The organism is Nonomuraea sp. NPDC049709 (assembly GCF_040674815.1).
Lineage (GTDB): Bacteria > Actinomycetota > Actinomycetes > Streptosporangiales > Streptosporangiaceae > Nonomuraea.
On the sequence record NZ_JBFANM010000149.1, the window covers coordinates 1 to 13,700 of the forward strand.

Genomic DNA, 13,700 nt, shown 5'->3' on the forward strand with positions numbered 1-13,700 from the left:
GGCGGGGGGGGGCCCGCCCCCCCCCCGCGCCCGCCCCCCCCGACCCGGACGCCGAGTTGAGCGAGCTGTCCGCGCACGGGGTGACGGTGACGCACTGTGCCGACGGCGTCGAGGCGCTGCTGCGCATCGGCGCCGCGCAGCCCGACGTGCTGCTGCTGAGCGCCGACCTGCCCGGCATCGAGGCGGTGACTTTGATCACCACCTTGCGGCGATCGATGGACATGACGATCATCGTGGGCGTCGGTCCGGGCGACGCCGAGCTCGCCATGCGGGCGCTGCACGCGGGCGCCACGGCGTGCGTGGCCAGGCCCTATCGTTCGTCGGAGCTGCTTCCGCTGATCAACGCCAGTTCCAACCCGTCCGCGCCGCTGCTGGTGGGCGAGGTCGAGCTGGACGAGGTGGCGCACGTGGTCCGGGTGTGCGGGGAGCCGGTGCACGTCCCGCTGCGCGAGTTCGAGCTGCTCGCCTACCTCATGAAGAATGCCGGGCGCGTGGTCACCCGCCACGAGATCAGCCGGCACGTGTGGCACAGCACCGTCTCCCCGCCCAACAACACCATCGCCGTGCACATCAAGCGGCTACGCCGCCGCATCGGCGACGACGAGAAGAGGCCGACGCACATCCTGACGGTGCGCGGCGTCGGCTACCGGCTCGTGCTACCGGAGCAAGCCTCCGAGGAGGCGCTGGACACGACACCCCCCGGGCCCGCATAGGCCGCGTCCACGGCGAGTACCGGTCAGGTGGTCAGCTGGCCGGCACGTCGCCGCAGGTCGGCGGCGAACTCCTCGGCCCGGCTCAGCTGGGTGCGCAATGCTTCGCAGCGCTCGCGCGTGGCCTGCTCGAATCGGCCCAGCCGCTGCGACAAGTGCTCGCGCTCGGCCTCGCCGAGGGCCGCCGCGCCGGCCTGGTCGAGCCGGTCGGTGATGGACAGCAGCTCGCCCATCTCCTCCAGCGTGAAACCTAGCGGCTTCATCCGGCGGATCACCATCAGCCGGGCCACGTCGGCCTCGGTGTAGAGGCGGAAGCCGCCCTGGCTGCGTGCGGAGGGTCGTACCAGGCCCACTTCGTCGTAGTGCCGGATGGTCCGCAGCGACAGCTCGGTCCGCGCCGCCACCTGCCCGATGTGCATGTGATCTCCGCTACCGCCCGCAGCGGCCGGAACCTCGCCGTCGTCGGCGGAAAGCGGTGATCCGTCCATTTTTCGTGCGACCTCACTGCTCAGCTGGTTGCGGCGGGCGTGAACACCCGACCCCGCAAAATCTCTACCCTAACGTTAGGGTAGAGTTCTCGATGGCCGAACCGCGCAGGCCCGCCCCGGACACACCGCCACCCTGGCACAACCGGCCGCCTGACGACATCCCCGGTGCCGTACGAGCGCCGCCGCCACCAGCCGCTTGCCCCCGGCCGGTGACACGCTGCCCGCCGCCCCCCGTACGGGGCCGCTCACGTTGAAGGACGCCAGTTGCCCAGCTCATCCACGCCCGCCCACTCGCCCGCCACCCTGGCCGCCGCCCTGGCCGCCCGCCTGCGGCCCGGCCGCCCCGCCTGGCTGACGCCCTCGGTGGCTCGCACGGAGATCCTGTCGGGCCTGGTCGTCGCCCTCGCGCTCATCCCCGAGGCGATCTCGTTCTCCATCATCGCCGGCGTCGACCCCAGCGTCGGCCTGTTCGCCTCCTTCACCATGGCCGTGGTCATCGCCATCGCCGGCGGCCGGCCCGCGATGATCTCCGCCGCCACCGGCGCCATCGCCCTGGTCGTGGCGCCCCTGGCACGCGAGCACGGCTTCGGCTACCTGATCGCCACCGTCATCCTCGGCGGCGTCATCCAGATCGCTCTCGGTGCCCTCGGCGTGGCCAAGCTGATGCGCTTCGTCCCGCGCAGCGTCATGGTCGGCTTCGTCAACGCCCTGGCCATCCTGATTTTCATGGCGCAGGTGCCCGAGCTCATCGACGTTCCCTCGATCGTCTATCCCCTGGTCGGCGGCGCGCTCGCGCTGATGGTGTTCCTGCCCCGCCTGACCAAGGCGGTCCCGGCCCCGCTGATCTCCATCGCCGCGCTCACCGCCCTCACCGTCGGCGCCCACCTCGCCGTGCCCACCGTCGGCGACCGCGGCGCGCTGCCCTCCGCCCTGCCCCTCCCCGGCCTGCCGGACGTGCCCTTCACACTCGGCACCCTGACCCTCATCGCGCCGTACGCGGTCGGCTTCGCCCTGGTCGGGCTCATGGAGTCGCTGATGACCGCCAAGCTCGTCGACGACATCACCGACACCCACTCCTCCAAGACCCGCGAGTCCATCGGCCAGGGCATCGCCAACATCGTCACCGGCTTCTTCGGCGGCATGGGCGGCTGCGCCATGATCGGCCAGACCATGATCAACGTCAGGAACGGCGCCCGTACCCGCCTGTCCACCTTCACCGCCGGTGCCCTGCTCATGGTGCTGTGCATCGTCTTCGGCCCCTGGGTGTCCCAGATCCCGATGGCCGCCCTCGTCGCCGTCATGATCCTGGTCTCCTTCGGCACCTTCGACTGGCACTCCGTCGCCCCGGCCACCCTCAAGCGCCTGCCCGCCGGCGAGATCACCGTCATGGTCGTCACCGTCGCCGTCGTGGTCGCCACCCACAACCTGGCCATCGGCGTCGTCGTCGGCTCGCTCACCGGCCTGGTCATCTTCGCCCGCCGCGTCGCCCACCTGGCCAGCGTGACCGCCTGCCTCGACCCCGACGGCAAGCAGGTCGTCTACGCCGTCACCGGCGAGCTGTTCTTCGCCTCCAGCAACGACCTGGTCTCCCAGTTCGACTACGCGGGCGATCCCGGCGACGTGGTCATCGACCTGACCGACGCGCACATCTGGGACGCCTCCTCCGTGGCCGCCCTGGACGCCATCGAGGCCAAGTACGCCGCCCGCGGCAAGAGCGTACGGATCATCGGCCTCAACCAGCCCAGCGCCCGCATGCACTCCTCCCTGTCCGGAGAGCTGTCCGGCAGCCACTGAGCCGGCCGCTTAGCCGGTCAGGCGGGCAGCTCGTACGGCTTGAGCGCCCATGCGCGCCTCGCGGCGGAGATCGTCCGCCAGGCGAGACCGGTGTCGAAGGCGAAGGCGTGCCGCGCGGCGGCGAGATCGTCGAAGGCCCCGACGCCGCGCAGCCGGGCCGGCTCGCCGGTGAAGATCTCCTCCAGGGTCGCGCAGAAGTAGGCGTACCCGGCGAATTCGACGGCGGGGCCGGTCAAGGGGCAGCCCAGCAGGCTCCGCAGGGTCTCGGACGGCGTCTGCTCCGACCGGCGATACGCCAGGTCGTGCAGCAGGTCGAGGACGTCGGGGGGCAGGGCGTCCGCGACTTCCATGAGTGCGCGGGCCTTCTTCCGTACCTCGTCCTTGAGGACGGCGAGGCAGATCGGGGCCAGCGTCTCGGCGGGCAGGGCGTGCGCGGCGCGGATGACGGCGCGGGCGGCGCGGAGGAGGTCGCGGGACAGCCCGCCCGACAGGCAGTGGCAGAAGGCGACATAGGGCTCGGTGAGCCCGACGACGCGGCGGTAGATGAAGCGTACGGACTCGGTGTAGGAGAGCGGACCCACCCGGACGATCTCGTCGAAGGAGCTGTCGAAGGCGTCGCGGAAGGGCAGCCCACGGCGTTCGAAGGCGCTCATCGCGTCGTCGGACACCGAGATCATGAAGAACGTGTTGGGCAGCCCGAAGATGCCCTTGATCTCGTTGAGGAAGCGCTCCGCCCGGTCGCCCGACCCGATCTTGTCGAGTTCGTCGATGCCGATGTACACGCTGTGGTCCGGCCGGAGGTGCCCGGCCACGTCCTGGACGTAGGAGCGGAAGGCGGAGACGATCTCCGGATAGCTCAGGGGCTGCTCCGCCCGGCTGCGGCCGCCGCTCAGCTGCGCGTCGACCCAGACCGGGAGTTTGACCGTGCCCGACCAGCCCGTGGTCTGGGTCTGCAGGTAGCGGATCTGCGCCAGATGGCGGCGGGCCCGTGTCCTGAGCTGGTCGGCGGGATCGTGCTTGCGCCCGGCGCGGCGGATGGACAGGGCGAAGTGGACCAGGCCGAGGAGCCTAGTGAGATAGGACGCCCACCGGCCGGGGGCCTCGGGCGCCAGGTTGTCGCCGTACCGGTCGACGACGTCGGCCAGCCACTGCGGCACCGGTCCTTCCACGTACACGAGCCGCAGGAGCACGTCACCGGCGACCTCGGCGAAGAGCACGGGCCAGGTGTCGAGAGCCGCGCTCACCAGCCAGTACGCGATCAGGGTGAGGGCCTGGCGGAGCCCGACGCGGCGGTGGCGGCCGGGCCCGAGGTGCCGCAACGTGGCGCGGCAGAACGCGGCGAACAGGTGCAGCACGAAGTCGCGCGGGGCGTACTCCACCGGGGCCGAGACCAGCAACCGCAGATCTCCGGTCCCCGGCCTGGGAAGGGCGCCCTCACAGTAGCGCCGGACCAGCGTGGACTTGCCGGATCCGCGCGGTCCCGCGATGCCCACGCTCGCTCCGGACAGGCGTCCGAGGAGTTCGTCGAGGTCGTCCACGACCCGGGTCGGCACATGGTAGGCGCTGTCGAACGCCTCGCTCAGTCCGGGACTCGCCGCCACGCTGAAAACGGGGTCGAAGCGGTCGCGTCGGGCGTTGATCCGCTGGCGGATCTGCGCCGCCAGCTCGCCGTCCTCCAGGTCCCGTACGAGCTTCGCCCGAACCGGCGAATACGGGAACGACCGCAGATCTTCGCGCACTCTGGACCAGCCCTGCCCGCGCACCAGGACCAGGTAAGAGCCGATCAGGAGGACGGACGGCAGGCCCAGCAGCACGGGGACTCGCCAGCTCCCCGTGGCCAGGCCCAGCAGCAGCAGGCCGGTGGCCAGCAGGACGAACGGCAAGCGCGGCACCGGCACGCGCCGCGCCGCCGGCTCTTCGGCCGGCGGCGCCACGGCGGCGAAGACCTCGGCCGCCTGCTCCATCATCTCCAGCCGGATGTGCAGCGGCTTCACCGTCACGTAGTCGAACGCGTCCCGGATCTCCGGATCGCGCAGCGCCCGGGTCAGTGCGGCCGAGTAGAGGTCGCGTAAAGCGGGGTCCGAACGCAGGGGATCGGCTGGGGCCCGGGTCATGCGGTGCGGAGTTCGGCGTCCACCGGCTGGGCGGGCGCGGGCTCGGTGAGCGGGGTGAAGAGGGCGCCGAGCCGGTTCACCGTCTCGGGGACGATGCGGTAGTAGACCCAGGTGCCGCGGCGCTCGCCGTCGATCAGCCCGGCGGTGCGCAGCACCTTGAGGTGGTGGGAGATGGTGGGGGCGGTCAGGTCGAAGGCGTCGGTCAGGTCGCACACGCACGCCTCGCCACCCGCGTGGGAGCCGATCATCGACAGCAGGCGCAGCCGGACGGGGTCGGCGACCGCCTTGAGCATGAGCGCGAGGTCGGCCGCGTCGGTCTCCGACAGCGGCTCGCGCGCGATCAGCGCGCAGCATGGGGTCGTGGTGGCGGCCATCCGGCTCCCCCCTCTAATTCGACGTCTGTCGAAATCATAGGCGATGGCAGGCGAGCGGGGCGATCGCCGCGTGACGGCCAGGTGGACCGGCCGGGGTGGGGCGGCGGCGCGTACCGGCGCGATCCTCCTGCCCGCGTGTCCGTTGTTGGACAGCCGGTGAACCTGGCGCATTCTCGTGGACGGCGGAAGATGAGGAGTCGGCGGCAGAAAGCCGCCCTCCCGCCGGCCCGACCGCGCGACGATCACGATCCGGCGGGCGTCCACCAACGCCGTAGGGAACCCACATGTCAGGAACTCGCCCAGCTCTTCCCGACAGCACCACGGCTGAATTCCAGGCCGAAGCACTCGCCGAGGCCAATGCCTACCGGGCCAAGCACCACGCGCCGCCGCTGGTCATGGACCCGGAGCTCAACGCCTACGCCAAGCAGCGGGCGGCCTCCCGCTCCGAGGAGGAAGGGCTCAACGCCGGCCACACGGGTCTGCGCACGCAGACGGGCGAGAACATCTTCTGGGGCGGCGGCTCTGCGGCCCTGCCCGGGTCGGACGCGGTCAGGGAATGGTACGACGAGATCAAGAACTACGACTTCGCCGCAGCCAAGTTCTCACCCACCAGCGGTCACTTCACGCAACTCGTCTGGAAGTCCAGCACCAAGGTCGGCATCGCGCGCGCCGCGGGCCAGGGTGGCGAATACTTCGAGACGTACATCGTGTTCGTCTTCGAGCCGCGCGGAAACATGCAGGGCGCCTTCGCGGAGAACGTCCTGCCCACCTAGCCGAACGGCCGCGTCAGGGGGGCCCGGCCTCGGGCGAGGCCGGGCCCCCGGTGGCATTCACACGAGGGCGGCCACCGCGCGCAGGGTGACGCCCGTGCCGACGAGCAGGACGAACGTGGCGGTCAAGGCGGCGCTGTACGGGCGCAGCCGCCGCATCCGCCCGGCCAGGGTGAGGTCGCCCAGCCTGCGCAAGGTGAGCGCCGTGACCAGCAGCGTGAGCGCCATGCCGAGCCCGTAGCACACCACGGTCAGGACACCGAAGGCGGTGCGTCCCAGCGCCATCGCGCCGAGCAGGACCACCAGGGCGGACGGGCTGGGCACCAGCCCACCGGCCATGGCCAGCGCCACGACCCCATCCGACCACCTACGGTGCCCGTGCCCATGACCGTGCCCGTGCCCGTGCCCATGTCCATGTCCATGTCCATGTCCGTGACCGGGGTGGCGCCGGTGGCGGAGGGCGGAGCGGAGCAGGGCGAGGCCGATCAGGGCGATGAGGACCCCGCTGGCCACGCCGAGCCAGCCCATCACCACCTCACCGGCGACCGCGCTGGCCACCGTGACCAGCACGCCCAGGACCAGCACGCCCGCCGTGTGGGTGGCGGTGACCGTGGCCGCGACGGTGACGGCGTCCCGCAGCCGACCCCGCCGCCCGGCGAGGTAGGCGGCCATGACGGTCTTGCCGTGACCGGGCATCGCGGCGTGCACGGCCCCCAGCACCAGCGACAACAGCAGGGCCAGCAGCCCGAGCGGCACGGTCAGCCGGTCGGCGCCGATCAGCGTGTTGAGCCGGTCGGCCAGCAGGCCGGTGTAGCGGGTGACGGCGTCCGCGCCCGGCACCCGCGCCGGCGCGGCGGCGGTGCCGTCGCCCGGCTCCACCGTGAGACGCGCCCGCCGTACGTCGAGCGGCGAGCTGAGCAGGTCGGCGGGGTAGTCGCGGAGCTCGCCGGACACGCTGTCGGCGGGGACGGTGGAGGCGCGCAGGCGCACGCCGGCCCCGTTGGCCGTGATCTCCCGCCAGCCGATGGTGTCGGCGCGGTAGGCGTTGGCGAAGGTCAGGGTGAGCCGCCGGTCCACGCGCAGCGGGGCGGTCAGGCGGCAGGTGAGCCTGCTGGTGCGCAACCCCGCGGCGCCCGGCTGGTAGGCGAAGGAGGCGTCGGCGACCTGCCAGGCGAGCGGCCGTCCATCGACCTGCGCGCGGACGGCGTCCCGCAACTCGGTGCAGGTGCGGTGGGCGGGGCCGGTGGGGGGCTGTTGCAGGGTGGGGATCTCGGCGCTGTCCACGATCGCCAGGTGCTCGATCCGGTCCCGGTGGATCGTCAGCCCGTCGTAGTGGTTGACGCTGAAGTTGCCCAGCGGGTGCGCGGCCAGCACGGTGGCGACGAGAGCGGTGATCATGGCGTCTCCGCCAGCAGCGCCCGTGCCCGTGCCGCCCCGGCCGGTGCGAAGTGCGGGTTGACGGACAGCGCCCGGGTCAGGTGGGCGCGGGCGGCGGCGGTGTGCCCGAGCGCGTGCTCGATCTCGCCCCGGTGGTAGGCGAACAGCGCGTTGCGCCCGCCGAGAGCGTCGGCGCGGGCGGCGTACGTGGCGGCCTCGGTGTGGTGGCCGGCTCGGTGCAGCGCCCAGCCGAGCGCGTCGGCGACCTCGACGCTCTGGCGCCGTTTCCACTCCGCGCGCAGGTATCTGACGGCGGCCTCCGGGTCGCCGTGGTTCGCCGTGAACGTGCCCACGGCCAGGTTGTCGGTGTCCCCGTTCGCGGTCAGCAGCTTGTGCTGGGCGGTGAAGACGGCGTACTGCCGCCTGGCCCCGTCCCGGTCGCCGAGGTGCTCCAGCAGTTCCCCATATTCGACGACGAAGGATGGGGAGCGGGCCACGGCGGCGGCGTAGTCGCGCAGCGCTTGGTCGATGCGGCCGAGCGCGGCCTCGGCACGCGCCTTGCCCGCGCGGGAGGGCAGGTGCCCGGGATCGGCGGCCAGCGCCTGGGTGTAGGCGGCGAGCGCGGCGCGCGGGTCGCCGTTGTGCCAGGCCAGCTCGCCGAGCTGCCACTGGCAGAAGGCGTACTCGGCGGGGTCGCCGGGGATCGCGCAGGCCCGGTGCAGCAGGTCGCGGGCCGGGCCGGGCCGGCCGCGCAGGTGTTCCAGGCGGGCGGCCCTGGTGAAGGAGGCGAGGTCGGGGCGGCCGCCGAGCATGCGCCGCAGCGCGGTCTCGGCCTGCTCGTACCGGCCGAGTTCGAGGTAGGCGTCGGTGAGCACGCCGTAAAGTGCCCAGCGGAACGGCGCGGCCTCCCGGGCCCGCTCGGCCCAGCGTACGGCGCCCGCGAAGTCGTGCCGGGCGTTGGCCAGCGCGCCCATGCCGATCATGGCGTCGATGTACGGCTCCCCGTCGCCGGTGGGCTGGCGCATGGAGCGTTCGAACGCACCTTTGGCCTTGTCGTAGTAGGCGGTGTCGGTGGTGCGGCGGGCCTGCTCCAGGTACATGTGGCCGAGGCTCGCCCAGACCGCCGCGTCGTCGGGGTGACGGCGCAGGCGCCTCTGGGCGGCCTCGATCGATCCGGCCAGGTCGTACGGTGACCAGCTCGCCAGCGCGGGAGGCGGTTCGTCCCGGCGCAGGACGCCTTCCGGGGCGTACAGGGTCAGCAGGACGCAGCCCAGCAGCACGCATCCCAGCAGGGGCAGCAATCGCCGTACGCGACTCATCTGATCGGACGTCCTCGGTGGTGGTTCAGCCGGTGGCGGTGATGGGCAGCGCCAGGTAGGGGAAGCTGCCGGTGATGGGCTTGAGCAGGAAGGCGGGGTTGTCCTCGGCGATGAGGCCCGGGGCGCCCCGGCCCGCGGGCTCGCCCAGGAGCATCCGCAGGTTGACGGTAACGACGTCGTCGATGAGGCGCCGGCCGTTGGGGTAGCCCTGGACGTCACCCTTGAGCAGGCCGTACTTGTCGGGTGCGGTGGCGACGGGCGTGCTCATGTTGAGCCGCAGCTCCTCCGCCTTGGCGACGCGCGAGGCGTCCTGGTTGAGCTGGTGGGAGTTGAGGTCCAGGTCGATCGGCCCGCCCGTCCGCGTGGTGAGGCCGGTGAGGTAGATCTGCTCCAGGTCCTTGCGCGGGGCCGGCGGCGCCGCCACCTTCGCCTGCCTGGCGACGACCCTGGCCTGGTCGGGGTCGAGCGTGGACGGCACGACGAGGTTGCCGCTCTCGTCACCGTCCGGCCGCAGGGAGTTGAAGCGGTCGCGGTGCTTGAGCGGGATGATCACTTCGTTGAAGTTGGGGTTACCCAGCCGGGAGACCTGCTTGTAGTCGGCCGAGCCGGACCCGAGCAGGCTGCTCGACCTGCGGGAGGCCGTGGTCCAGACGCCGATGACCGGGTTGCGGTCCGGGTCGCCGCCGAGCGCCAGCTCCGACTTGGGCAGTTGCAGCGCCAGGGCGCTGACGTTCGTCGGCACGCCGGTCTTGACCGGGAAGAACGGCAGCCCGAACCTGAGCAGGTTGACGGCGTGGTTGTCGGAGTAGAACGGGTCGGCGGCCGTGCCGGTGAACACCTTGCCCCCGCCGGGCAGGTCGAGGACGGCCTTGCGGCGCAGCGCCGGGTAGTCGGGCGTGGCCGGGGCGCCCATGTCGGTGGGGGCGACGTACCCGTTGCGGACCAGGGTCTCCGACTTGCCGTCGCGCACCCTGGTCAGCGTGTAGCTCTGCTCGACCAGGGAGTCCAGCGGGCCGGCCTTGTGCTCGCGCTTGCGGATGAAGGAGGGCACCGGCAGCCCCTTGTTGGCGAACGTCCACCGGTAGGTGACGGCGGCCTTGCCGGTGCCGGTGTTGTCGACGTGCACCTCGTAGCGGGCGTCGGTGTCGAACTGGTACGGCTTGTGCGGGGCCTGGAAGGGGATGTAGCCCGCCACGATCGTGACCGTGTCCTGCCGCTCCGGGCTGGTGAAGGCGTACAGGTCGGTGGCGTCGATCTGCTTGTTCAGGGTGGTGGCGGGGGCGTCCCAGTGGCTGGTCGCCGTGCCCGGACGCATGGTGGGGCCGAGCAGTACGGTGGCCGTCAGCACGGCGACGGAGGTGCCGGTGATCCACGCCCACCGGCCTCGAGCGCTGGTCAGTTGCATCTGTCTCTCGATTCGCGAGGTACCGGGCCGTGCCCGCGGGCACGGCCCGGTGGGTCTCAGGTCAGGGAGCGTCGCCTACGGCACGTACTGGACGACCGCGTCGAGGTTGGCCAGGTAGTCGCCCTCGTTCAGCGGGATGCCGGTCAGGTCCCTGACCGTCCGGCTGAGGTACGCGCTGGTGTAGAACGGCCAGTGCTTGGGCCCGATGCCGCCTTCGAGCGGACGCGGCGTGGGCACGTTCGGGACGAACTCGTGCAGCCGGTACGTGGCCACGAGCTGCTCACCCTGAGGTTCCCCGTCGATCTCCACCTGCGCGTGTGCCCCGTCGGGGCGCAGGTAGATGTCGTGGATGGCGACCGTGTGCCCGCTCCTGACGTCGTTGAGGACGAAACCGCCGGGGTAGTAGACGCCGTTGCACGGGTCGATGTGGTCCTGCTTCCACCCGATGGGCATGTAGATGCCCTTGTTCCCGGGCTTGGCCTCGATGGGGGCGATGCCCTCCACCTGGACGCCGCGCTCGTCGAGCAGCCGGACGATGTCGTGGCCGAAGTCGAAGTTCGCGTGCCCCTTCGGGCCGAAGTACGGGAACTTGAAACACGAGGCGCTCGGCGGCTCGACGGACGGGGCGCCGGGGACACCGGGGAGCGGCGGGAACGGTCCGGCGTGGGCGGGGGTGACGGGTGCAGCCGCGAACACCGCGGCGCCGATCGCGAGTGTTTGAGCGATGCGGACAAGAACACGCAAAGCAATCGACCTTTCGTCGATGCGAGGCGATGGAACGCCTCTGACCTGCAATGACTCGCTAAAAGTAGTGATCGAGTCACGTTGTGTAAAGGGATTTCCCAAGGCCGGCGGGTCCAATTCCGGCGCGGGGATCCTGGACGCCGCCCATGGATGTAGGGCGCCCCGTCGCGCGGGACGCCCTACGAGAGGATCGCGCTCAGAAGATGCCGCGCGGCCTCGGCATGGGCAGGCCGAAGCCGCCGTGGCCCTGAATGGCGTCGCTCATCGTCTTCAGGCCGAGCATGCCGAGCGAGGCGCCGGACGGGATGGGCCGACTCGGCGGGCCCTGCCAGGCGATGTCCAGGTCGGCCCAGTGCATGCCGCCACGGAAGGCCGTGCCGAGTTCCTTGTTGAGGTCCGCGGACCAGCCTCGGTCCATGGACAGGACGACCTTGAGCGGGCCGATGCCGCCGTTGTGCGGGACGAAGTTGCCCGGGGTGAGGGCCTGCGGGACGCTGAAGTTGACCATGGCCAGCTCGCCGTCCGGCCGGGGCTGCCCGTTGACGGCCGGGGTGGCGAAGAACTTGCTGTCACCCATGGCCGCGAACAGCACCCAGAAGGTGTCGATCTCGTACGTCACCCCGGTCTCGTCGTTGACGAGGCGGAACCCGCCCGGGTAGCAGACCCGCCCGCTGGGGGTCTCGATGTTGTCGTACCGCTCGCCGATGGGCATCCAGGCGGCGGTGCCGCCGTCGACCATCTCGATCGGATCCAGCGTCTCGAACCTGATCCCGGCCCTCTTCAATTCGGCCAGGAACTCGGTGGAGAAGGTAGCCTTCGCGCTGCCTTCCTTGGACAGGTAACTGCCGATCTGTCCCTCGGCGAGACAGCCGCGTCCGGGGGCGGCGGCTTGAGTGGGCTGCGTGGACAGCAGGACGGTGGCCAGCAGGGTGCCGCCGGCGGCCAGAGCCGCACGGGTCAAGCGCATGCTTGTTCTCCTTCATGGAGAGCAGGGGGATGGCGCCGGAGGGTCACCCCGGCGTCATGATAACGGAAAGTAGTTATAGCACTACTCTCCGCTTCCACCCGGTGGAATGCCGACCACGCATGGCCTCAGGATTGACCGCACCCCGCGGGGCAGAACTTGGCCTCGGGGTGGCGCGCGGAGGGCTTGTCCAGGAGGGGCTGTCGTCGCGATTTGAGGTGCTGGTCGAGGAAGGCGGCCACGTAGGTGCGGGTGAGTTCGGCGGCGCGCGGCGCGGGCAGGACGCCGGGGAGGGGCTTGATGCCGAGGGCGTCCGCCAGCAGCGGGGTGTCGGTGAAGGACTGGTGTTCCGCTCCGGACAGCACGATCCAGCGCTTCCATCCGGTGAGCAGCTTCCAGTCGCGGTCCCAGGTGGGGGCGGGGCCTGCGGAGACGTGTCGTGCCGAGCCCAGGAACAGGAACGGCCGGGAGAGCCCGGTCTTGGGGATGCGGGCGTAGGTGGTGCCGTCCATGTCGATCCCGGCGCGTACCCGGGGGTCGTTCACCATGGTGGCCATGGTGCTGGCTCCGCCGATCGACTGGCCGACCATCGCGGTGCGGGAGCGGTCGATCCGGTCGCTGCCGTTCCACTTCGCCGGGAGCTGGTCGAGCACGAAGGAGACGTCGGCGGCCCGGCCGGCGACCAACCCCGCGCCGAAACCGGGATCGGTGTCGCTGTCGCAGGCGAGGCATTCGGCGATCCGGCCGTCGGGGAAGGTGGTGGCGTAGCTCTCGTAGGTGTGGTCGATGCCGGCCACGACGTACCCGCGGCTGGCCAGGTCCTCGGCCAGGGACGTGAGCGTGCTCATCGGATTGGTGAAGCCGGGGGAGAGCACCACCAGCGGCAGCTTCTGCCCCGTGGGTTCGGCGTCCTTGATCGCATTCGTGCGCGTCCTGCTCAGCATGTCGTCCGGCACGCCCGCGATCCCGTAGCGCCTCATGGCGAGCTGCGATTCCTTGGGTGTCATGTACGGTGCCCGCTGCCCGTGGCGTTGTTCGGTCGGGTACCACAGGGTGACCTTGAGTTCTCTGGTGTCGGCGTCGAGGTTCCACGGGTCGGGGCGGGAGGTGTCGTTCAGGTACAGGGTGGTGGTGGCGACCGGGTGGGGTCCGGTGGGGGCGGGCAGGACGGCCGGTCCGGTGGGGGCGGCCGACGGGGTGGCGTCGGTGCGGGGTGGCGCGGGGGCGGAGCAGGCGGACGCGGCGAGGATGGCCAGTCCTGCGGCGGCAGCGAGGAGGTGTCTCATGGGGGTTCCTTCACTGGTGCAGCAGGGTCAGGGCTTTGGCCAGGGCGGGGTCGTGTCCGGTGGCCGCGTCGTTGGGGGTTGGGGGCATGTGGTGGTCGGGTGGCACGCCGATCCGGTCGATGAGCTCGCGGTTGGGTCCCAGGTGGTGTCTGGTGGGGAAGCTGAGCAGGGTGTTGTTGGCGAGGAGGTAGGGCTGGGCGGGGCCGGAGATGAGGCCGGCGGTTCTGGTGCCGATCAGGGGGCCGAGGTGCAGGTCTTTGACGGCGGAGCTGAAGTGTTCGCAGGCCGAGGCGCAGCCGCGGTCGGTGAGTACGGCCGGTGGCAGGTTGAGCAGGTCGACGGTGTCGTCGGTGCG

General features: G+C 71.3%; 13 protein-coding genes. 3 read left to right on the forward strand and 10 right to left on the reverse strand.

The window, feature by feature from the left end; translation table 11 throughout:
- Positions 1-713: response regulator transcription factor (locus AB0J69_RS59705; protein ID WP_364137819.1), on the forward strand; the 713-nt coding region annotated here is incomplete at its 5' end.
- A 23-nt stretch (positions 714-736) separates the two neighbouring features.
- On the opposite strand, the gene AB0J69_RS59710 is transcribed toward AB0J69_RS59705, so the two are convergent.
- The gene (locus tag AB0J69_RS59710; RefSeq protein WP_364137821.1) at positions 737-1,129 is read right to left on the reverse strand and encodes a MerR family transcriptional regulator; all 393 of its coding nucleotides are present in this window, start codon (positions 1,127-1,129) and stop codon (positions 737-739) included.
- Positions 1,130-1,513: 384 nt separating this feature from the next.
- Here AB0J69_RS59710 and AB0J69_RS59715 point away from each other — a divergent pair, with 384 nt between their 5' ends.
- On the forward strand, positions 1,514-2,992 hold the full coding sequence (locus AB0J69_RS59715; protein WP_364137842.1) for a SulP family inorganic anion transporter: 1,479 nt from the start codon (positions 1,514-1,516) through the stop codon (positions 2,990-2,992).
- 17 nt (positions 2,993-3,009) lie between these two features.
- Here the strand turns inward: AB0J69_RS59715 and AB0J69_RS59720 are convergent, their stop codons facing one another.
- The gene (locus AB0J69_RS59720; RefSeq protein ID WP_364137823.1) at positions 3,010-5,106 is read right to left on the reverse strand and encodes a hypothetical protein; all 2,097 of its coding nucleotides are present in this window, start codon (positions 5,104-5,106) and stop codon (positions 3,010-3,012) included.
- Positions 5,103-5,480 carry a metalloregulator ArsR/SmtB family transcription factor gene (locus AB0J69_RS59725; protein WP_364137825.1) on the reverse strand — a complete coding sequence of 126 codons (378 nt, stop codon included), beginning with the start codon at positions 5,478-5,480 and terminating at the stop codon, positions 5,103-5,105. Before AB0J69_RS59725 ends, AB0J69_RS59720 begins: the two co-directional genes overlap by 4 nt.
- Positions 5,481-5,764: 284 nt before the next feature.
- Here AB0J69_RS59725 and AB0J69_RS59730 point away from each other — a divergent pair, with 284 nt between their 5' ends.
- Positions 5,765-6,253 (forward strand): CAP family protein, encoded by a 489-nt coding sequence (locus AB0J69_RS59730; protein WP_364137827.1) that lies wholly within the window; start codon positions 5,765-5,767, stop codon positions 6,251-6,253.
- A 57-nt stretch (positions 6,254-6,310) separates the two neighbouring features.
- Here the strand turns inward: AB0J69_RS59730 and AB0J69_RS59735 are convergent, their stop codons facing one another.
- From AB0J69_RS59735 to AB0J69_RS59765, 7 genes are all read right to left on the reverse strand, one after another.
- Positions 6,311-7,648, reverse strand: coding sequence for a High-affinity nickel-transporter (locus tag AB0J69_RS59735; RefSeq protein WP_364137829.1), 1,338 nt, complete (start codon positions 7,646-7,648; stop codon positions 6,311-6,313).
- On the reverse strand, positions 7,645-8,946 hold the full coding sequence (locus AB0J69_RS59740) for a tetratricopeptide repeat protein (protein WP_364137831.1): 1,302 nt from the start codon (positions 8,944-8,946) through the stop codon (positions 7,645-7,647). The genes AB0J69_RS59735 and AB0J69_RS59740 overlap by 4 nt, the downstream gene beginning before the upstream one ends.
- Positions 8,947-8,971: 25 nt before the next feature.
- Positions 8,972-10,351, reverse strand: a complete 1,380-nt coding sequence (locus AB0J69_RS59745) for a DUF4331 domain-containing protein (protein ID WP_364137833.1) — start codon at positions 10,349-10,351, stop codon at positions 8,972-8,974.
- A 75-nt stretch (positions 10,352-10,426) separates the two neighbouring features.
- Positions 10,427-11,095 (reverse strand): hypothetical protein, encoded by a 669-nt coding sequence (locus AB0J69_RS59750; protein WP_364137834.1) that lies wholly within the window; start codon positions 11,093-11,095, stop codon positions 10,427-10,429.
- 196 nt (positions 11,096-11,291) lie between these two features.
- Positions 11,292-12,062: a hypothetical protein gene (locus tag AB0J69_RS59755; RefSeq protein ID WP_364137836.1), complete on the reverse strand. Its 771-nt coding sequence runs from the start codon at positions 12,060-12,062 to the stop codon at positions 11,292-11,294.
- Between the two features lie 125 nt (positions 12,063-12,187).
- Positions 12,188-13,345 (reverse strand): alpha/beta hydrolase, encoded by a 1,158-nt coding sequence (locus AB0J69_RS59760; RefSeq protein WP_364137838.1) that lies wholly within the window; start codon positions 13,343-13,345, stop codon positions 12,188-12,190.
- Between the two features lie 10 nt (positions 13,346-13,355).
- A partial coding sequence (locus AB0J69_RS59765) for a S41 family peptidase (RefSeq protein WP_364137840.1) occupies positions 13,356-13,700 on the reverse strand: 345 nt, incomplete at its 5' end.